Here is a 21,583-nt window from a genome sequence, read left to right on the forward strand (position 1 = left end):
TTCAGTTCTCTATATCAATAACAAAAAGAGCCTGGAGAACTTTCTTGGGCTCTTCGTGTTTTTTGGAGAAGAATTAATTAATTAACGAAAAAGTCATATAGCATTGGCTGTTGCAAGACAATATCAAAATTAAGATTAATAGATTTGCTGCAATGGGGCAGATTTTAGGGAGAAAAATAGATATTTAATTTAGGTAAAAGTTTTAAGGGATTTATAGTACGATTTGAGGCTTCAATTATTACATTTTTGAAACACCGCCCGATTTCTAACATTATTTTATTTTGGTTATGTGTAGTTTAAGTGGGGCTTGAAAGAATAAAATCGAGAAAGCTTCCGATGCGAGCGTCGATTCACAATCGCCTGAATGTGGGACCTATTCAAGTTTCGATATTGGCTGTTTTATACGAGATGTTGATGTATGCGATGGATTCAACTACCGCTATGGAACGCACGTTAAAGAGTTAGGTGATTAGTTGTCGGATGACTTTCGAAAGACGGAACATTCCTTTCTCCAGGTCAGCTAAAGAAGCGTAGGAATAAGAAAGGCGAAGGTACTGGGCTGCATGCTTATCATAGACATTTCCTGGATTTAATAGAATTCCATGCTCTAATGATTTTTCAAAAAGTTCCCGTATGGAGATTGAAGGCAATATGCGCAGCCATATATAAAAACCACCTCTAGGAACAGTCCAGGTCGCAATATCGGAAAAATACCTCTGTAATAAATCAATCATGATCTCTCTTCGAACCTTCAATTCTTTTCTGACCTCTTCCAAATGTTGATGATAGAGCCCGCTTGCTAGCCATTCCGCAACTGCCCATTGAGACAAGGAACTGGATCCGTAATCGGTTTGCATTTTAATATCCGCCAATCGCTCAATAACAGGCTTCGGTCCGACTATCCAGCCGATTCTCAGACCGGGACTCAATGTTTTCGACATGCTCCCAAGATATAAAACAAGCCCATTTTTATCGATGGCTTTCAATGGTGGGGGAGGCGGTGAATCGAGCCAGAGTTCTCGGTATACGTCATCCTCAATAATCGGCAGCCGCTCCTTTTCGCATACATCGATCAGTTTTCTCCGTCTTTCTTCGGACATCAAAATTCCTGTTGGATTATGAAAGGACGGAATTGTATAAAGCAATGAAGCATTTTGCCGCTTTTTTTGTTCCGAAATCTTATTAGCTTGAATTCCATGCTCATCTAAAGGAAGTCCAAATAATCGCATTTCGGCAGATTGAAATACATGCAGGGAATACAGGTACGATGGTTTTTCCAGAAAGATCGTAGCACCTCGCCGCAATAGACCTATTGATATCAATTGCAATGCCTGCAGAGCTCCTGACACAATCAAAATGGAAGAAGGGGAAGCTTCAATCCCGATGGTTTTCAAATATCTACTGAGCTGTTCCCTGAGAAAAAGCAGCCCTTTCGGTTCCTCGTAGCCAAGTGAATCAATGTGCCCCGTCAGCTTTTCAAATACTTGTTTCATCATCTCACGTGGAAATAAATCTGGAGAAAGCTCTCCTGTTCCTAAACGGATGATATTTGAATCAAACTCTGCTTTATTGATTTCCTGTATCGTAGGCAAATTAGGATAATAACTCCCCGCTTGCACATAGGAATTCCAGTCTGGGAGAGGGGTAGAGGTCATCAAAGACCACGAATTGTTAATAATCTTGGTACCGCCTCCTCTTTTTCCTTCCAGCAATCCATCAGCAATCAATTCTTCCATAGCCGCCACGATCGTACTGCGGTTCACTCCGAATGCTTTGGCCAATGTGCGTTGAGGAGGGATTTTTGTCCCTAAAGTCCATTCTCCTGTTTCAATCTTTTCTTTAATATATTCTTTGATCTGGATATAAAGGGGAACTGGAGTCGATTTGTCTGGCTTCCAATCTAATTCATTCACGAAAAAATACTCTCCCTTTACAATCATATGAGTCGATTATACAACTTGGTTGGTATTGAATCCATCCAATTGGTTGGAGACAATAATCGATTTCCGAGTAAAATTGTATTCATATGCTATACAATAGGAGGGATTGGAATGGCGGAAGCCTTTATTCACGGACTTATTCTTGCATTTGGACTTATTCTTCCTCTTGGCGTCCAAAACGTTTTTATTTTTCATCAAGGAGCTCTTCAGAAACACTTTATTCATGCGCTCCCAGCCGTTTTAACTGCATCACTATGTGATACACTTTTAATCATCCTTGCTGTTTTCGGAGTATCTATTATGGTCTTGGGTTCTTTTTTGATCAAAACGATTATGCTGTGCTTAGGGATTTTATTTTTGTTATACATGGGGTGGAGCACTTGGAAAAGTACCCCTTCTGCTGTTAAAGAGAATAACGGAAAAACAGCTAAGGAAACTTTTACACCATTCAAACAAGTTGTGTTTTCAGCATCGGTCTCGCTGCTCAATCCACATGCGATCATGGATACGATTGGCGTGATCGGAACGAGTTCACTTCAATACAATGAAGGGGAAAAAGCAGCTTTTGCACTTGCCTGTATTCTAGTTTCCTGGATCTGGTTTGCGGGGCTGGCTTTGGCAGGGTGGAGAATAGGGGATCTAGATCAATCTGGACGTTTGATGAGTGCTTTCAACAAAATTTCCGCGCTCGTCATGTGGGGAGCAGCGATTTATATTGGATTCACACTGGCAAAATAAAAACAGGAGTTTACAGTAGAGGTTTCATTACTCCAAATAGTAAACTCTTGTAAGTCTATGAAACAGGATAATAAACTAAAAGAAAAAAACCAGTTGCTGATTACTATAATAATCGGGAGACCAATAACTAGGAGAAAATTTTTTTGCGGAGTTGAAGGGAGGAGATAGGATTGAAACACCCGTATGCTCATTATCGTTCTTTATTTCCTGTTTTAGCATCGAAAATCCATCTGGCGAGCTGTTCGCAAGGAGCCATTTCAAAAACTGTGTCCGAATCGATTGAAGCGTATATGAATAGTTTGCTAACGACGGGGGTTAATTGGAATCAAGCAATAAAAGTAGTTGAACAGGCAAAATACCGTTTTGCAAAATTAATCGGTGCTGAACCTAATGAAATTGCTGTATTATGCTCGGTCTCTGACATTTTTTCTGCTATCGCCTCTTCACTTTCTTTTGAAAAAGGGAAAAATATCATTGTGACGACAGATATGGACTTTCCAACCGCCGGTCATGTATGGCTCGCTCAGGAGAAATTTGGAGCAAAGGTCAGATTTATTCCTTCTCAACAAGGAGTCATTCCTTTAGAATATTATGAACGTTATGTAACGTCTGACACACTTGTCACATCCATTTCCCATGTCTGTTATTACAACGGTTTTAAACAAGATCTCAAAGCGATTGCAGACATTGTTCATCGTAAAGGTTCACTTCTTTTTGTTGATGCATATCAATCTGCTGGACAGGTGCCTATTGATGTAAAGAAAATGGATATCGACATATTGGCAGCAGGAACAAGGAAATACTTGTTAGGTATTCCGGGAATATCCTTCCTATACATAAAAGCTGAATTGGCAGAGAAATGGAAGCCGCGCGTCACAGGATGGTTTGGTCAGGAGGATCATTCGAAATTCAATGTTCATCAAATTATACCAGCAGCTGGAACACGTCGTTTTGAGACTGGAACGCCTTCTTTTATAAGCGCTTATGCAGCAGCTGCCGCTATTCGTTTACTTCTTGAAATAGGAGTGGAGAATATATCTTCTTATTTAAACCTATTAGCTCAATTCGCATTAGATTATGGACAAGAAAAAGGATTACACACTGTTACTCCTTTATCGGCTCACAAAAGAGGCGGCATAACTGCTTTTTATGTAAAAAATGCTGGGCAAATAGAATCGATCTTGAAAGAGAGAAATATCATTGTTTCTGCTAGAAACGACGTCATCCGAATCGCTCCTCATTTTTACAATACGCAGGATGATATTCGGCAAGCAATTGACGAGCTAACAACTGTTTTAACAGCGAATAAATAAGCAGCACAGGTCTAGGTACTGAAAGACTCGAAACTTTTTCATGGTTCCAATAACAATATATGAGTGGTTTAAAGCGGACAAAAGATTTGTGTGAATAGTCTATTTTTAACTCTGTAGTGCAAAATTCAGCTAGTTTCATAACTAATGTCTTAACAGTTTTTTTCGGCTCCATTCAACGATCTGATGGAGCTTCAGTTTATTATTAAAAATGAAAGGGTTTTTCTTATTTTCTCCTTTTACAGGGAAAAAAACTTCCTCAACAGGTAGTACAAAAATTGACTTGTGAATGATAATTATTATCAATCACTTGTAACAGTCTCCATAGGATAGATTCAGTTATACGTAAGTTAGGCATACCGTAAGTAATTTATTTTGATATATCTTGTGCATTTTGCTTGCAGGATTGTTCATTCTCTCATAGCAGTGAAAACAAGGAAGAGACGCGCAAGCGGTGTATAGGAATGATACATATAGTTGAAGGTGTCTCATGCATCTGGGTTTTATCGTTTCTCACGGCTGCTTTTTGGACATTAAGATCGAAATGGAAAACTAAAAAGAAAGGTTGAGAATCAATGAAAATCGAACAGATGTCTGATAAATTAATTAAATACGAAGTAGGTACTTCTGTTACAGTGGACCATATGCGAGAATTGGTTAAGATTCTTGAAGAAAAATTAAAGCAGCAACAGACATTCGGAATCATTATTATAAGAAACGGAGATCATCAGAAAAATCCTGAAGCAACCAAATGGTTTAATGGTTGGTTGAAGAAAAATAAACCTCTCCTAAAGCAATATTGCGTCGGTGTAGCAATGGCTACAAATTCTGATAGATTGCTGAAATTATATAAACCCTTAGCTGGAATGATAATATCAAAGATGTTTGGTTGTTCTGGAGAAATGTTTACTAACGAGTCTGATGCAATTACATGGATGTTGGGAAAAATGAGGAATAGGTAAATGAAAACACGATCGATAATGGAAAGATCCTCTTATGTATCTTGTTGTCGAGATAATTGTTTCTCCCGTTTGGATTTAGGCCTTTCTATTCGTTTATTTATATGCAAAAAAGAGAGGGATGAGCCCCTTAGCGAGTTTCACTTAAGCCATAGTTAAACTTTCATGACCGAGTAGTTCTTATACGGTACATAGATTAACATTTTCTTATTGTAACAAGGTAGCAAATGTATGCCGCAATGATGGAGTGAAAGACGTTGAGGGGGCAGCCCTTGTGTATATAAAAAGTGACAGAATTATTCTTGATTCAATAACAAAACGAAAATAATTCTGTCACAGCTAGATGGTCTAAGCGTCAACACTTCATTGCTTTTGATTGGTCCATCGTTTTTCCGCACCAAGTCGATTAAAAGGTGTGTTAAAAATGGGTCAGTCCACATCTGTTTAAACGCGTTAAAGCGGTAGGGAGCGGGCGGAACGCTTTCTAGAAGATGACTTTTACATTTTTCCTCTCACAACAATTGAAGATAATAAAAAGCTAGCCCAGCTTTACGTTGATGTTAGCTTATTGTTTAAACGATTATCAACCCTTCATGGCCAGTATCAGCGGCCAATAATAGAATATGAAAGTTATCACGATAATGAGAATACCACTAACGGCCAAGTACATTGGATATCTGCGAGTGATAGCCATTTCCTCTTTTTCGTTTTCTTCAATCGGACGTTGTAAAATGTTTTCTTGAAAGTCCCTTTCTTCGGCAGTGATTTCTCCGAATTTAGAGCCTATATATAAGGCGAGTGAGCTTAGGATAATACCGATAATCACGGGATTAAAATAAACTGGAAGTCCGACTCCAACCTTTTTCAAGCTTTCTCCAAATACAACACCTAAAAAGCCCATAATAATACTCCATAAAGCTCCGGTTTTTGTTACCTTTTTTGAATAAACACTGGCAAAAGCAACTGGACCCCAAGAAGCGGCGAATAGTGTTGCTGCAAAATAACCAATCCACATGATAGAAGGCGGCTGCCAAAGACCAATCAAAAGAATGACAAAACTAACGACAATCATCGAAATGCGGCTTGCTCTTAGCAATTGTTTGTCCGAATACGTTTTGTTTCTGGATTGCTCCATAATATCTCTCGTAACACTTGAGCCGATTAGCTGCAGGAAACTTGCACACGAGGAAAGGGCTGCAGCCATAATCCCGCTTATGATAATAACTCCCAACCATGTAGGGACCATGTTCATGGCTGACCAAATAAATACTTTTTCCGCAGGTTTAATATCCGGATTAACGGTTGTAATCGTTGAAATACTAATATGAAGGAATAGATAAATCGTAATAATGGAAATCGTCGCCCAGACACCGGAACGAATAGCAACATGTTCATTTTTAGCCATTAAGTAGCGGCTGCTTTGCCACGGGCTGATTGCAATAACGGCAGACCAAACTAATCCTAAAATAACAGCCCAAATCAAAGCCTCCCACGGTTCGCCCATATAAGCATTAGGACCGGTGATTCCGTGCCAGCTTAATAAATCTGGCCGTTCCGGATTGGTCGCTGCTTTAATAATAGCATCCGGAACTCCTCCTGACTTGCCTATAATAAAGGGGAATGAAATATATGTCGCGATGGAAAACAAGAAAAACATGATTGTATCATTCACCATTACACCCTTTGCTCCGGACAGAACCGTGAAGGATGCATATACAAGCCACATAATTAATAAGGCAACGAAGTAGGAGACGCCCGAAATTTCCGACAGCAGCACTGCTCCGCCTTGTGTAACCGCCACTAAATAAGCAGAAATTCCTAGGATCGTCGTAATGGCAGCGGCCATCCTTACTTTGTTTGATTGAAAGCGGTTACCAAAATATTCAGGAACAGTTAAAGCCTTACTTCTTCTTAAGTATCGCCCGAAAAAGAAGACACCAACCACATAACCTGTTGCATTAAAAATAACGAGAATTAATAAAAGAATAGGGTAACCTTCATAAGAAAATCCTGCTTCACCCATAAAGGACACTGTGCTTAAAAATGAAGCGACAAGTGTTCCTGTTACCATAAGCGTGGAACCTTTTCTGCCTGAAACATAGTATTCCTCAGAGCTTTTTACTTTCCTTGAAAGAACCAAACCGATAAGGACGTACAGAATAAAGGATGCCGCAATACCGATTGTATAAATCATGATATCCCCGCCTTTTAATCCGTATTTTCCGAACGTTTTGGAACCGTGCTGTGATCCATGTTACGGATAAATGCATGTGTAATAAGTCCAAGAATAATCAGTGAGCCTCCATAGCCTAAAGTAAAGAGAAACTCCCCCATTTCATTCACTCCTTTGCATTTGTTCAATTAAATACCATGCAAATTGTGTGCCATTTCTAAAATTCTGTTAATTTTAATGTTAACTAGTCCCATATAACTTCAGTTTATACTTACGAAGCTTTCTCATAATGGTCGTTTGATTCACCCCAAGGGCTTTTGCCATTTTTCTAGTCGTTTTATATTTCGATAATGCGTATAAAAGGACATGCTTCTCTGTTTCTTCAACGGCTTTTTTCAATGGTATTTCCTTAAATGAAAAGTCGTTTTGAATCCGATTGTCCATGGCAATTGGTAAATCTTCAATGCTTAGCAGGGGCTTGTGAGCAGTAACCACAAGATGTTCAATGAAATTTTCGAGCTCTCTGACATTTCCGCGCCATTCCTGCAGTTGGATGAATAATTTAGCATTTTCATCAATATTGATGCGTTGCGAATACTTCCTATTAAATTTTTCAAGAAAATAATCTGTCAAAACTAAAATATCCTGTTTGCGTTCTCTTAAAGGCGGAATTCTTAACGGCACAACATGCAGACGATAATATAAATCCTGGCGAAATGTTTTCTCTTCGATCATCTGCAGAAGGTTCTTATTCGTAGCCGAAATAATTCGGATATCGACTTGTTTTTCGGACGTACCTCCGACTTTTTTGAAGGATTTTTCTTGAACTAAATGCAAAATTTTGACCTGCAGCTCCAGCGGCATTTCACCAATTTCATCTAAAAACAATGTCCCACCGTCCGCCAATTCAACCAGTCCGAGCTTTCCATGTTTATTTGCGCCCGTAAATGCTCCTGCCTCATATCCAAATAATTCCGCCTCTAATAAAGTTACCGGAATGGCTCCGCAATTCACTTGAACAAAAGGTTTATTCTTCCTCGGACTGTGTTCGTGAATAATTCTCGCTAATACACCTTTGCCTACACCGGATTCACCATGAATAAAAATCGAGGAATCCATGGGCGCAACCTTTTGAGCCGTTTGCAGCGTGGAGATCATATTTGGGGATTGTGTAATGAATTTTTGCTTGCCTGCTGTAAGGATGATTTTATTTTCTTGTTGAAGGGAATGGATTTCTGAAAGTTTTCTTTTCATTTCAACCAGTTCGGAAATATCTCGAGTATTACAGACAATCCGGTATAATTTTCCTTCTTCATCAAAAACAGGTTTGGCCGTAGCCAGAACGGTTTTTCCGTTTGGGTAATACTGCTCAATGGATTGAACCGTTTGCGTTTTCATCGTTTTTAATGTGACCGATTCCTTAATAATACCTTTTTGTACCAATTCACGGATGTTTTTATTGATAAAAGCCTCAGGAGGAAGACCTGTAAAATATTTGCATGATTCACTTACAAATAACACATTGCCATTTGCGTCGGTAACAAAAATTTCATCATAACTGGAATTCAGGATTTGGGTAAGCTCTTTAATTTTTTTTAGGGAAATATCTAATTGTTCTTGAAGAGAGGCGTTCACATGTAATAGATCATGAATCTGTTGCTTGTATTTGTCAACACCCATCATATTTTCACTCCTTTTTGTAAAAATTGAACACATTTTGCATCAATAAAATCCGTTTGAATAGCCTGGAAGCAGAATTTTAAACTGTTTGCAAGTAATATTAGAGATTTGAACCCTTTTTGCAACGGGTGATGTAAAAAAGGTTCAATCTTACGAGAAATTATATAATTGTTTTTTCTAAATAATTTCAAAAAATTGAAATTTATATGAAATATAGTTGGCATGATTCTTGCTGGTAAAATTTATAAAAATATTTCTTGGGAGAGAGTGATCATGACACAATTTAAACATTTATTCAGTCCAACCATCATTGGTCGTACGAAATTAAAAAATAGGATTTTAAGTACAGCCCATCAAACAAATCATGTCATTGATGGGATTCCAACCCCGGATATGACGGCTTATCATGTTGAACGGGCAAAGGGCGGTGCAGGCTTAATCATCCTCGAGGCTGCAGCTGTTCATCCATCTGGGAAGCTGACGACAAATACCATTGCCGGGTATGATGAAAATGTAGTCCCTGCCTATTTGGAACTGGCAAATGAGGTGCATCAATACGGAACAAAAGTGTTCTCGCAATTATTTCACGGAGGCAGGGAGGTTGTTTCGAGCGATTACCGGAATGCCGCTTGGGCTCCGTCCGCTGTTCCCAGCCTGCGTTTCAGCACGATGCCAAAGGCGATGAGCATTGAGGAAATCAAAGAGGTGATTGAAGGATTTGCCGTTTCCGCAAAATTAGCGAAAGAAGGAGGTCTTGACGGGGTAGAAATCTGCTGCTCGCATGGTTATCTTCCCGCTCAATTTTGGTCGGAACAAACGAATTTCCGTACCGATGATTACGGGGGCTCGTTTGAAAATCGAATGCGATTTATTGTAGAAGTAATCGAACAGATATGGCAGAAAGTGGGAGAAGACTTTACGGTCGGAATTCGTATGAGTTCGGATGAAATGACCATGGATGGCACCACTATTAAAGACGCCGTGAAAATAGTTGAATATTTAGTAGAGCGGGTAAGGGTAGATTTTATCGATGTCACTGCTGGGGATTCCAGCACCTTTGCCGGCTCGACACATATCGTCCCGCCTTCACCAATAAAACATGGATACCTTACTCCCCAATCCTTTAAAATCCGTATGGCCGGGGCTGTGCCTGTATTTGTGGGCTCCCGGATTGTTGACCCAGCGGAGGCCGAACAGATCGTGGCAACCGGAAAAGCGGATGTAGTGGGCATGACCCGTGCATTGATTGTCGATCCCGAAATGCCTAATAAGGCGTATTCTGGGAATTTACAGCTGATTGATGCCTGTATTGGCTGCCTTCAGGCCTGCATCGGTCATTATCACAAAGGATTAACAATTGGTTGTGTGCAAAATCCATCTGCAGGGAAGGAAGTGCAGGTTACAGCATTAAAGAAAACTGCAAGAGAGAAAAAGAAAGTACTTGTAATCGGAGCGGGACCAGCAGGGATGCAAGCGGCCGTCACATTAGATGAACTAGGGCATGATGTCATTTTAGCTGATAAAACAGATAAGGTGGGAGGATTATTGCATACATTAAGACAGGCGCCCATGAGACAGGAGCTCGCTGAATCCATGCTCGATAATTACACACGAAAATTGTCCAATAGTCATGTAAAGCTTGAGCTAGGTTTTGATGTTCAGCCCGCCGATATTATACCAATTTCACCTGATGCCATCATCTGTGCTAACGGTTCGAGACCGTTTATCCCAAACATTCCCGGAATAAACAATTCTAGAGTGATGACGGTTGATGAACTGTTTAATAAGCGGGGGAAAGACATCGGAAAAAGAGTTTTGGTATTTGATTTTGCGGGGGATTGGCCGGCGATTGAAGCGTCAATTGATTTAGCCGGAAAAGGCCATATCGTTTTGTTGATTTCTGCTAGGCTCCATATTGGCGAAGAAGTTCATCAATATTTAAGGAATGAATATTTAAAAAAATTGTATCAGTTGAATGTTAAAATGAAACCGCATTATGATTTAGAAGAAATTAATGATGATCAGGTTGTCATCAGAAATCTATTTTCTTATGAAAAAGAAATGATAGAAAATTGGGACACGATCGTTCTTTCACTTGGTCGTGTACCAAATAGTGAATTATACGAACAAATCAAGCATTTGGCACCACAGGTATGGCAAATTGGAGACTGTTTGGCACCAAGAACATTAGAAGAGGCAACATACGAAGGTTTCATGACACCATTGCATCTAGGGGTTAAGCAAAAAATAACAGGTAATGAACGATAAGCAAAACAGGCGCGAAATGTTTATATATTTTTGGTAAAATCCTCTTGAAATATTCAGAAAATTCTTTTAAAATAAGTGTAAACTTCATCCTATCTTCCTTTTACAGGTGAAGGTAATGAAGATATCTCTTTTTAATTTAACAGTTGACTGATAAGATTCCATTTCCAGCCTTAGCCGGCTGGTTCAAATGGTTCGTAAAGCCAGTCCATATCACTAAAGTGTGTTTGGGCTGGCTTTTTTGTTTTTAAGAAACCTTTTTCAATAGGAGGCGGTGAACATCGGAGGCGCACTAGAGGGTGTAAAGGTATTAGATTTGACTAGGGTGCTTGCCGGCCCATATTGTACGATGATTTTGGCAGACCTCGGAGCAGATGTCATTAAGGTAGAAGCCCCGGGCGGCAGCGACGAAACGAGGTTCTGGGGACCGCCGTTTCAAAACGGTGTCAGTGCTTACTATTTATGTGCAAATCGCAATAAGCGAAGCATTACCGTGAATCTGAAATCGGAAGAGGGCAGGGAAATCATTCGAATTCTGGCAAAAGAAGCGGACGTGCTCATTCATAATTTTAAAACTGGATCGATAGAAAAATGGCAGCTCGACTACGACTCCTTACAAAAAATAAATTCACGGCTCGTCTATTGTTCCATCACGGGATTCGGGGAAACGGGCCCGTACCGGTATCTGCCGGGTTATGACTTTATTATTCAAGGGATGAGCGGCCTGATGAGTATAACCGGAAGTGAAGAGAGCGGTCCAATGAAAATCGGTGTTGCCATGGTGGATATTTTAACAGGATTATATTCGGTCATTTCCATTGAAGCGGCTTTGTTGGAAAGGGGAAGATCGGGCAAGGGGCAAAAAATTGATCTATCACTGATGGATACAGCGGTCAGCTCGCTTGCCAATGTCGCCAGCAATTATCTAATTTCCGGGAAGGTACCGCGTAGACTCGGGAATGACCATCCGAATATAGTCCCTTATTCGAAATTCAAAGCGTTAGATGGGGACATAATTATCGCAGTCGGGAATAACCGGCAGTTTGCCACACTATGTGAAGTAATGGGGCTGAGCGAAATGGCAATGGATGCTCGCTTCTGTACGAATGTGGCAAGAATGGAAAATAAGCTGGAGCTGACGAGGATTTTAGAATACCAGCTCCAGCTCAAAACGGTCAATGAGTGGATAAAACTGTTTTCAGAAAAAAATATTCCATGCGGTCCCATCCATACTATAGATCAAGTATTTGAACATCCACAAGTTTTGGCCCGTGATATGGTTGTCCAAGTCGAACACCCGGAAGCAGGAATGGTAAAACTCGTTGGTTCGCCTGTTAAACTATCAAGAACGAATACAAAGATAGAACGTCATCCGCCGATGGCCGGGGAGCATACATGGGAAATCCTGCAGGAAGCTGGATTTTCATTTGAGGAGATTACCTATTTTAAAGAGAATAACATTATTTAATCGCGGGAGGAGTTTTTAAGATGAATTTTGAATTCACAGAAGAACAACGGATGTTGAGAAAGATGGTCAGAAATTTTGTTGATAAGGAAATTATCCCGAATATGCGAGAGTGGGATGAACGGGGATATTTCGATCCGATCATTTGGAAGCGCTTAAAAGAATTAGGCTTGCTGGGTGTCTGCATCCCTGAAAAATACGGCGGCAGCGGAATGGATTATAATTCGCTGGCCATCGTTTGTGAAGAACTGGAAAGAGGTGACACAGCTTTCCGCACGGCGGTATCCGTTCATACCGGATTAAACAGTATGACGTTGTTACAGTGGGGGACCGAAGAACAAAAGCAAAAATATCTCGTTCCGCAAGCAAAAGGTGAAAAAATCGGCGCCTTTGGCTTAACAGAACCGGGAGCTGGATCTGACGTGGCATCACTTGGAACAACGGCTGTTAAAGACGGTGACCACTACATTTTAAACGGCTCCAAAACATGGATATCTTTATGCGATGTCGCCGATCATTTTATCGTGTTTGCGTATACAGATAAATCGAAAAAGCATCATGGAATTTCCGCCTTTATCGTCGAACGCACTATGCCTGGATTTTCATCCAAGTCCATTAAAGGAAAGCTCGGAATCCGATCCGGAAATACAGGAGAATTGTTCTTTGATCAGGTCCGTGTACCAAAAGAAAATTTACTTGGCCAAGAAGGAGAAGGATTCAAAATTGCGATGTCTGCGCTGGATAATGGACGTTTTACCGTTGCTGCAGGGGCAGTAGGCCTGATTATGGCATGCTTGGAAGAAAGTGTAAAATATTGTCACGAGCGTAAAACATTTGGCAAAGAAATTGGTAAACACCAGCTTGTCCAGCAAATGATTGCCAACATGGAAGCGGGATTGCAAATGAGCCGTTTATTGGTGTACCGTGCTGGAGAGCTCAAAAACAAAGGATTGCGCAATACGAGAGAAACATCTCTAGCCAAATGGCAGGCCTGTAATTTTGCCAATAAGGCCGCAGATGATGCGGTTCAAATTCACGGAGCCTACGGTTATTCCAATGAATATCCTGTTGAGCGCTTCCTAAGAAACTCCAAAGCTCCTGTTATTTACGAAGGAACAAGAGAAATCCACACCATTATGCAGGCAGAATATGTGCTTGGGTATCGTGAAGATAAGCCATTAAATAACATGCTGCCAGCCTGGCCCTTTGAATGTGATAAAGAGACAGTAACGGATAGTTAGGTACCAATCGATAGCAGGATCGGATTCCATTTTGCATCCGATCCTCCTATTGCTTATTGATTGATAGCTTCATACTGTTTATACAGATCTTTTAATGCGGCAATTAGGGCATTATTGGCCTTTCCTAAATAACCATTCTTTAACTCTTCCAACGGCTTTTCAATGCCGTTGCGCAAACTATGACCTTTCAAGAGCCTGGAAATATATTCTCTGCCGTGTTCGGTAGCAAGCGTACAGGAAGCATCCACAATCACACCATATAATTTATCAACCTCTGCTGTAATCGTTAAAGTTTCATAAACACTTCTGGCCGCCATCCCTGTCGGAAGTTTGGCGTGACCGGCAATAAAATAAGTATTCATCCATAATCTCTCCTAATCGTTTTATTTTTAGAATAATATGAAAATAATCAAATGATAAGACTATTGATAGATGAAATTTCCAATACATCCCTAACGAAAAAGTTATGAAAATGAAAATATGTGAAAGGCAGAATTAATAGCAAACTTATTTTATGTGGTACGCCATACTTGGTCATATACATTCGTATATGATTTGAATGTATTTTCTCCCCGTTGGAACAAGTGCGTTCGATATCTATGGATTAAAACAGGTAGTCGTTTGTTTAAAGTACCAAGGTACCCTAAAATTTACATCTTTAATGCTCGAATGAAGCGATATTTAGAGGTAAGCGTTCAGATTACGGAGCTCTTTCTCTCATTTGAAGTGATTTTTAATCGCTCTTGTGAAGAAAAACTTATCATTGAAGCGGAGGAATTTAGCAGCTTTTGTCGTAAGCTAAATACAGAAAGGAATCTTTGTTAAGAATCTCAACCATCCTGCCCTGCGAATAAGAAAAAGGGTTAAGACAACAATGTTCGATTAATCAAATAGATTCTAACGGGAGGTTGTTTAAAAAGTAAGGTGGTGTTGTAATATGGATAGAACTACTATTTTTATAAGTTCTGTTGCACAAGATACGCTTTCCTCTATCCGAAACGCTGTATTTGAAGAATTAAAAAATATGGGGCATGAACCTATTCGCTTTGAAGATAGTATGCGATATATTCATCAAGATGCCATCCGAACTTGTTTGGAGTACGTATCAAGAAGTGATATCTTTCTACTATTTATCGCGGATAAAGCAGGAACATTCTTAGAGGATGAAGGGAAAACTGTTACTCACCTTGAATTTTTACGTGCATATCACGAAAATAAACGTCTTATCGTGTATGTTCACGATATAGTTCTTGATACCTATTTTCGGACGATCAGACCTCAAATAAAACAATCGTTAGTACAGTATTTAAGGGAACACGGTAAAGAACCGGATTCAATGTTGAATTTTATAAGCGAAAATATTAAAGAGGAGCCTCATATTGCCGAAAATTATGTATGGTACTTTCTTTATGATGCAGAACAAAAAGGGATATATTTCGAAAAATGCTCATTAGGTGTCGAAATTCTTTCAAACATAAAAAGCTATCTTTCAGCTCTTTTCAAAGAAAGCCTTCAATACTTAAATATTCGTTCTGAAATAGAACGGAGCTTAGAACATGTAGAATTATACGGGGATTTTTATGAACTATCACTTGAATTCATAAGTTTATTGCGGAATGGGCAAATTACAAATTGGAGAAGGCTATTAGCGCTTTTACGATCTAAGATGGTCGGCTGCAATATTTACTCTACAAATACAAAGTACCAACAAGAAGCTATAGGAGCATTAATGGACTGTAAAGCCGTAACTCTTTACGAAAAAAGAGATGAACAGATGATTTGCAAAGAATATGATGGATTAACAACTCCTGAGAACTTTTCATTAGATGATGCTTCTTCTTACGTTGTGCAAACATATAATGATCATAATCATAATGAAAAGCTATACTATTCACTGGAAAAAAGAATATGCTATTTCTTGTTTAAGGTAAAGACTTATGTATTTTGCTTTCATCTGCCCCTGCTAGGAGAGTGGGATTATTATAAACTGAAGGCTTACCAAGAGAATATATTTAATGCTATACTTGAATCAAAAGGATATTCTTATTGTTACTTTATCAAAATGCTGTTAGGAGGTCTCTCAAATGAACAATTATAAAGAAAATGTAATATTAATCGCCTCCGCACCACATGGATATGGAAAAAAAGTTGTAACGAATCGTCTTAGTCAAATGAAACGTGATCACGCAAACTTACAAAATAAACTTTCCCAAATAAAAAGTTCATTTCGTCATTCAAAATAAACGCTCATGATGAAGGAGTAATATCCATTTCTTCGAATGTTTCAAATTTGCACGTTCTACATTTCAATATGTTCAAGATAGCAGTAGAAGCCCATCTATCACCAAAGTATTCAAGAAGAAGGTCATTTGATCTTCTTCTTTATTTATATAGGTTCAGACTGAAAAACCGACATAAGTAAGGTTAAGATTAGGCAAAGAACAGTCGGAATGCTTTATACAAAATGTTTGCAGATTATGATCGTATGATTCAAATCAGCAATGAGAGTAGAAGAGAAGAAACTCCCCAATTGTTTGATTATCTTTAAAAAGAAGCTTCTTGCATACAAGCTTCTCTTAGTGTTTCATCCGACTTTATTCCTCACCCGGGAAGTTCCACACGATGTCACCTCTTTGAACGATTTATTTGACTATTAATATATGAGCGTCTTTAATGATCAGTACTTGGCGAAATCACTTTTCTGTTCCTTTCTTTGAGTAATAAGGTTGAGCATTCCGATCAAGTAAAGAGCTACATAGTTAAATATGACTACAACTCATATTAAAGTAAATACCAAATGTTCCAGTTTTTTCTGGTATATTTTACCAGAACATATAGATTATTGTATAGATATAGAAATGGTATTTATTTGTAAAATGTTGCTTTATGTATCACATAGTGTAAGTCACTTTAACTGTTAAATTTAAATAAAGAATTTTTGTATGATTCATAGACCAAGAGCATTTGTGATAATCATGCAGGTAACAATCCCGAACAAACTGATGAAGAGGAAGGCTTGAAAGTAATCAAATGATGGCCGGCTCAAGAAATGAACAGTGGTAAGCATTTATCAAATGTCATTAAGTATCTATATGTAGATATTTAATATAAGTAAAATTCTGTTCCAAACTTTTCATGCATGTAAGAGAATGCAGAGACAGTGAAGGAAATAAAATCAATTGATTAAAAAGGGGAGGCATTTTTTTGAATATAATACCATTGTTACTATTAGTGAGCCTCCGTTCTTTTATTTATTTCTTCTGAAGGGTTTAATTTTTTTATTATTACTGTAGATGAGTAAATTTTATTACATTTATTACCATCTCCAAAAAGCAAACAAAGATACCCTCCTTGGAGCGATTGGATCATTTGGCGTGCGAGAGCGATTTTACTAATTCCTGATGCCCCCATACGAATTTGCCTTTGGTGTGTGAAAAATGATGATCACACCCTTCAATAGGAGACTTAGCCTGTAACGAGGGCTTTGTCTTTTGGCAAATCGTATCATCAATCATCAGTAAAACCGGCTCATTCGTTTGTTTCGCTACTCGATGAATCTGTTTACGAACGTATTGTTGTATGGCTTGAAGGAGTCGTATTTCGTCCCAAACGCCTTTGTGCAAAAAATTGTTTATGTTGTTCGGGCCTCGGATGATGACTCAACTCGTGAAGATCGGTCCGGTATACCAGAGAACCCTTTTGTCATCATTCTATCAATGACATGAACGAGATGGTTCATTACTGACTTCAAGTAATAAAAAAACAATCCAAGAGAAGATAACGTATTGTAAATGTCTTGATGATGTGCTAATTTATCCATACGAGAGACATGAACCTCCTTGTTTGGGTAGTTTGGTAGCAAATCTATTCTAACCAAGAATCGGTTCATGTCTCTTTTTATGTTTATTTGTAAATTTATGTTAGTAAATTTACTCAAGTACAGATTATTATTCCAATCGCTGCAAACGGGTATCGGTTTTTCATATTTAGCTCACAGTTAGAATAGTTTAGCTCATAAAAACTTAAAAAGGTCAATAAGCTAACGAACGACGATACTTCAGAACCGTATCGTCTTTCTTGTTTTTTTATGTCTATTTCTTTTTAAAATGGTATAATAAGTAAAAAGCTTATTAATTAAATAGGTGTAGGCTTTAATTTGGAAATGGATAAACATTCTGAAATTTTTTGGGAAATAGCTATCGAAATAAGCCGCTAACAATTAATAAGCGATAGTACCAATGTTGAGTATGACACCATATTTAAATCGAAAACCGATTAAAGTAGATAAACATTGGTAAAGTTAGAGTAATACATAATTTGTGACGATGAAGTACAACAAGCTTATCAAGAAAAAGATAACAATTACGGCAGTTATGGCAAGAGATCGATTTACTAGAACAAAAAGAACAGTATTATAAAACCCTTTTAGAAAATAGCTCTTCTATAGAAGAAACCGAACAAATTAGAAAAGAATTGCATACGTTACAGCTAGAGTATGAACAGAAGGAAAAAGAAATACAATCCTTAAACGCTTAGAATAATACTATCTGTTAAAGATAAATTTGCTGAAAATCGACTGTAGAGATGTCGTCTTTAGATTAAACGGAACTCCAAACACAGAGTTATTTGAGAGTTTCTAGTTTTAGTTTATGTTGATTTTTTGGGTTAAACTTGCTTATCAATAATCGTCTTGGAGGTAAATATGAGTGGACAGATATTAAGTCAAGCATTAGCAAAACTTTCAGGGCATGATTTGCGATTAGTTTATGCTTTACTTTGTAAAACAAATATTTTCAATCTTATTTCCACTAAGACTAAGGACTTACTATCATCTGATGAATCAAATCATTTTTCAAAACATCTCGAAGAAGAAGCGAAAAAGTTGCTATCTAAAACAGATGAAGAAATTCGTTTGTCATTATTTCTAGAATTAACAAAAATCGCACAGTTAAAAGGTGGGAGATACGATTTAAAAAAAGAAATAGAGGATAAGTGTCAAGAGATTGTGGATTGGGCTTTTAATGAGTTTCAGAAAAAGAATAAAGAATTTCAACAATACTATAAAGAAAAAGATATAGACAAGTTAGAAGCAATGATACATTGGCAAATGAACCAAGTGTTTAAAGAATTGGACCTAAAGTTAACAGGTTTATCTGAGTACGAACAGGATCAATTGGCTGAAAAAGTATTGGAGTTTGTGAACTCACTTCCTTCAGATCAACAAGAAAAAATTAAAGAAAAATTAGGTGTTCAGGAAATATCCAATAAAGTAGTCAAGAATATAATGGCCCAAAGTGGTGCAAGTATTCTTTTTGCAACAATTGTTGAGGTAAGCGGTTTTGCTTTTTATACAACAGCGACATCGATGTTGGCAGCATTTATGGGTTTCTTTGGAATTACATTGCCTTTTGGTGCATATACCACACTTACTTCAACAATCGCATTTCTAGCAAACCCATTATTTATTCTGCCCTTGATTTTAGGCGGGGGAGTGTTGCTAGTTAATCACCAAAATAAATCATTACGAAAACGGTTAGTTCCAATCGTTTTAATGCAGATCTCCTTGCCATATTTAACAAATCCTGAAATATCTTATCATGACTTATCTGTTATCTCGAATGAATGGATTCCAAAATTTGATAACTATAAACAGTTATATCATAAATTAAAGCTTAATCAAGAGGAACAAAGGAAACTAAATAGAGAGATTTCTGCATTGAATACAAAATTGCAAGCAAGAGAAGCAGATAAAAAAGAAAAAGAGAACAAAATTTCTGCAATAAAAGAAAAATTAAAAGAAAAGCTAAAAAATGATAAGGGACGACCTTATATAGAAGGATTAACTAATCAACTTCATTCAATGCAGAATCAAATCGTCGGCTTAGAAGAACAAATTAAAATTGAAAAACGTTCATCAACCGGCTTTTGGAGATCCATAAAAACAGCATTAAAAACAAGTAACTATCAATTAGAGATTGTTAGTTTAAAAAGAAGAATGGATCAAACCTTTGAGCAAATGGTGGAGATTATTTTACAGGGAAAGTTGGAGTATGCAAACGAACAATTTGGACAAGTCAATTCCTTGCAATTGGAAATACAAGAATTACTTCAGCAAATTTCTACCTTACAAATTCAGTTGTCTGAAAAGAATAAAGAACTATCCAATTTGCGAATAAAGGAACGTACGATTCGAAACGAAATAAAAAATAAGGAAATTGAAACATATGGATTAGAGCATATTGTATTAAACTAGCAGAAAGAAGAGATGAACGATGATGAAGGGCATAAAAAACGAGCAATTTTGGAATTTATGGAGACAAAAAAACTATGAAAAGGCATTATCATGTTCGGTTGCTCCAACAGTGTCATCCCAAGAACAGCGTGTACGTAATCTATTATTTGGAGGAAAAAAACAAATTCAACAGACAGTAGCTATTTCGACCATTAGTGTCGGTGAGTTTTTCTATGATTTTATCATGCTGGATCCCTTGGCAGTAGAAGGGATTGATTTTGCTAGGGAAGAAGACTTATCCCATCTTTTTTCTTTAAGTGAATTTGCCAAAACAGTTGATACTACTTCACTAACTGGAGAAATGGCACAACTACAAGGGTATGTAGCAGAGCGAATGATAGGAAGCGAACTTCAAGCACGGGGCCATGATGTCGAATTTCCTGCTACTTCTAATCAAGCTGGTTATGATCTTCTTGTGGATGGGAAACCATTTCAAGTAAAAAATTTAATTAATCCACAAGGAGTACGAGAACACTTAGAGAGATATCCTGATATTCCTGTTTACGTTAATGAGGAACTTGGGAAATATTTCGAGGGGAATCCTCAAGTATATGTTACTTCTGTTTCACATGAAGAAGTCATCAATACAACAAAGCAGACGCTTTCTCACGCAGCCGATTTAACTGATTTTGAGATTCCTTATATTACGTTTATTATTTATACTGCTTCAAATGTAAAGAGAGTATGGAGAAATGACCTTACAATTGAGCAAGCTGTTATAAATATTTTAGTTGATTCTACCGCAAAAATTGCATTTGCAAGTTTAGGAAAAATGACAGGAACAGCCCTTGGTGTTGCACTATTTGGCCCACAGTATGGAATTCTATCAGCAGGCATAGGTGCCATACTTTTTGGATCTCAAAGCCGCTATGCATCAGATTTTATTAAAAAAGCTCTGGCAAGCAAGGAAGAAAAAGAACTAAAAGACTCGGCCTTCTATCTGTTAGAACCGATATTGAAAAAAGTGGATGAAAAAATCGAAATCAGACATGATAAGCTTCGTAAGCTTAAAGAAGGATTGGAGAAAAGCCATACCAATGAAATATTGCTTCAAAAACTAACGGCAATGAAAGATGAAGATATACAGTATATTGCTTATAAAAAGAAAGAGCTTGAGAAAACATTATCTGATATCCAAAACGGTCGGATTTATGTACTAGACGGATATAAGGAAATCATGAAAACTATACCGAAAACAGGTGTTCATCCTAATAATTATCAATCTGAGTTAGATTTTGCAAATGCTGCATTTATAAAACTAAGAGAAAAGGTTTTATAAATTTCAATTACTGCTGTTTCTATTGATGAATGATCGGACTGTCTATCGCGCACAAGCAAGATTGTAGACATGCGTCAAGGGAGTATTTCCGTTCGCAGCTAAGTGGGAGAAAGAACGGAGTTAACCGTTTAGCTGCACCTTCATTCATGAGCGGCAAGACACTGTTATACGAGAATATAGTAGAGAGAAAAAATTCCCCCCTCTCTACGAACATCATGAAAAAGAAAGCATGTTTAGCGCG

16 protein-coding genes are annotated in these 21,583 nt (G+C 38.0%); 10 read left to right on the forward strand and 6 right to left on the reverse strand.

Annotated features, from left to right (window positions below; genetic code table 11):
- Positions 1 to 461 precede the first annotated feature (461 nt).
- Positions 462 to 1,913, reverse strand: coding sequence for a PLP-dependent aminotransferase family protein (locus NSQ84_RS08940; protein WP_066250742.1), 1,452 nt, complete (start codon positions 1,911 to 1,913; stop codon positions 462 to 464).
- A 138-nt stretch (positions 1,914 to 2,051) separates the two neighbouring features.
- Between NSQ84_RS08940 and NSQ84_RS08945 the strand changes: the two genes are divergently transcribed.
- The 3 genes from NSQ84_RS08945 to NSQ84_RS08955 all read left to right on the forward strand — a co-directional run bounded on the left by NSQ84_RS08945 (position 2,052) and on the right by NSQ84_RS08955 (position 4,950).
- The gene (locus tag NSQ84_RS08945; protein ID WP_327874058.1) at positions 2,052 to 2,678 is read left to right on the forward strand and encodes a LysE/ArgO family amino acid transporter; all 627 of its coding nucleotides are present in this window, start codon (positions 2,052 to 2,054) and stop codon (positions 2,676 to 2,678) included.
- 170 nt (positions 2,679 to 2,848) lie between these two features.
- Positions 2,849 to 3,991, forward strand: coding sequence for an aminotransferase class V-fold PLP-dependent enzyme (locus NSQ84_RS08950; RefSeq protein WP_327874057.1), 1,143 nt, complete (start codon positions 2,849 to 2,851; stop codon positions 3,989 to 3,991).
- Between the two features lie 572 nt (positions 3,992 to 4,563).
- Positions 4,564 to 4,950 carry a hypothetical protein gene (locus NSQ84_RS08955; RefSeq protein ID WP_130157704.1) on the forward strand — a complete coding sequence of 129 codons (387 nt, stop codon included), beginning with the start codon at positions 4,564 to 4,566 and terminating at the stop codon, positions 4,948 to 4,950.
- 580 nt (positions 4,951 to 5,530) lie between these two features.
- Here the strand turns inward: NSQ84_RS08955 and NSQ84_RS08960 are convergent.
- From NSQ84_RS08960 to NSQ84_RS08970, 3 genes are all read right to left on the reverse strand, one after another.
- Positions 5,531 to 7,141 (reverse strand): sodium:solute symporter family protein, encoded by a 1,611-nt coding sequence (locus NSQ84_RS08960; RefSeq protein ID WP_130157702.1) that lies wholly within the window; start codon positions 7,139 to 7,141, stop codon positions 5,531 to 5,533.
- Positions 7,142 to 7,155: 14 nt separating this feature from the next.
- Entirely contained in the window at positions 7,156 to 7,281 is a 126-nt protein-coding gene (locus NSQ84_RS08965) for a hypothetical protein (protein WP_277986822.1), read from the reverse strand.
- A gap of 79 nt (positions 7,282 to 7,360) precedes the next feature.
- Positions 7,361 to 8,800, reverse strand: coding sequence for a sigma 54-interacting transcriptional regulator (locus tag NSQ84_RS08970; RefSeq protein ID WP_165381936.1), 1,440 nt, complete (start codon positions 8,798 to 8,800; stop codon positions 7,361 to 7,363).
- A gap of 273 nt (positions 8,801 to 9,073) precedes the next feature.
- Here NSQ84_RS08970 and NSQ84_RS08975 point away from each other — a divergent pair, with 273 nt between their 5' ends.
- The 3 genes from NSQ84_RS08975 to NSQ84_RS08985 all read left to right on the forward strand — a co-directional run bounded on the left by NSQ84_RS08975 (position 9,074) and on the right by NSQ84_RS08985 (position 13,771).
- Entirely contained in the window at positions 9,074 to 11,068 is a 1,995-nt protein-coding gene (locus tag NSQ84_RS08975; protein ID WP_339212706.1) for an FAD-dependent oxidoreductase, read from the forward strand.
- A 277-nt stretch (positions 11,069 to 11,345) separates the two neighbouring features.
- Entirely contained in the window at positions 11,346 to 12,533 is a 1,188-nt protein-coding gene (locus NSQ84_RS08980) for a CaiB/BaiF CoA-transferase family protein (RefSeq protein ID WP_339212769.1), read from the forward strand.
- Between the two features lie 20 nt (positions 12,534 to 12,553).
- Positions 12,554 to 13,771 carry an acyl-CoA dehydrogenase family protein gene (locus NSQ84_RS08985; RefSeq protein ID WP_063388313.1) on the forward strand — a complete coding sequence of 406 codons (1,218 nt, stop codon included), beginning with the start codon at positions 12,554 to 12,556 and terminating at the stop codon, positions 13,769 to 13,771.
- 53 nt (positions 13,772 to 13,824) lie between these two features.
- On the opposite strand, the gene NSQ84_RS08990 is transcribed toward NSQ84_RS08985, so the two are convergent.
- Positions 13,825 to 14,133 (reverse strand): DUF3870 domain-containing protein, encoded by a 309-nt coding sequence (locus tag NSQ84_RS08990; RefSeq protein ID WP_063388312.1) that lies wholly within the window; start codon positions 14,131 to 14,133, stop codon positions 13,825 to 13,827.
- A 575-nt stretch (positions 14,134 to 14,708) separates the two neighbouring features.
- Here NSQ84_RS08990 and NSQ84_RS08995 point away from each other — a divergent pair.
- Together NSQ84_RS08995 and NSQ84_RS09000 are read left to right on the forward strand one after the other, a co-directional pair.
- A complete protein-coding gene (locus NSQ84_RS08995; RefSeq protein WP_130157694.1) occupies positions 14,709 to 15,869 on the forward strand; it encodes a DUF4062 domain-containing protein in 1,161 nt (386 codons plus the stop codon).
- On the forward strand, positions 15,856 to 16,014 hold the full coding sequence (locus tag NSQ84_RS09000; RefSeq protein ID WP_165381934.1) for a hypothetical protein: 159 nt from the start codon (positions 15,856 to 15,858) through the stop codon (positions 16,012 to 16,014). The genes NSQ84_RS08995 and NSQ84_RS09000 overlap by 14 nt, the downstream gene beginning before the upstream one ends.
- A 1,388-nt stretch (positions 16,015 to 17,402) precedes the next feature.
- On the opposite strand, the gene NSQ84_RS09005 is transcribed toward NSQ84_RS09000, so the two are convergent.
- On the reverse strand, positions 17,403 to 17,591 hold the full coding sequence (locus tag NSQ84_RS09005) for a hypothetical protein (RefSeq protein WP_130157692.1): 189 nt from the start codon (positions 17,589 to 17,591) through the stop codon (positions 17,403 to 17,405).
- 882 nt (positions 17,592 to 18,473) lie between these two features.
- On the opposite strand from NSQ84_RS09005, the gene NSQ84_RS09010 reads away from it, so the two are divergent.
- Positions 18,474 to 20,024 (forward strand): hypothetical protein, encoded by a 1,551-nt coding sequence (locus NSQ84_RS09010; RefSeq protein ID WP_339212711.1) that lies wholly within the window; start codon positions 18,474 to 18,476, stop codon positions 20,022 to 20,024.
- Positions 20,025 to 20,046: 22 nt separating this feature from the next.
- Positions 20,047 to 21,342 carry a hypothetical protein gene (locus NSQ84_RS09015; protein ID WP_130156963.1) on the forward strand — a complete coding sequence of 432 codons (1,296 nt, stop codon included), beginning with the start codon at positions 20,047 to 20,049 and terminating at the stop codon, positions 21,340 to 21,342.
- The last annotated feature ends 241 nt before the right edge of the window (positions 21,343 to 21,583 follow it).

Origin of the sequence: Aeribacillus sp. FSL K6-3256 (genome assembly GCF_037965805.1) — a bacterium.
Lineage (GTDB): Bacteria > Bacillota > Bacilli > Bacillales > Aeribacillaceae > Aeribacillus > Aeribacillus composti.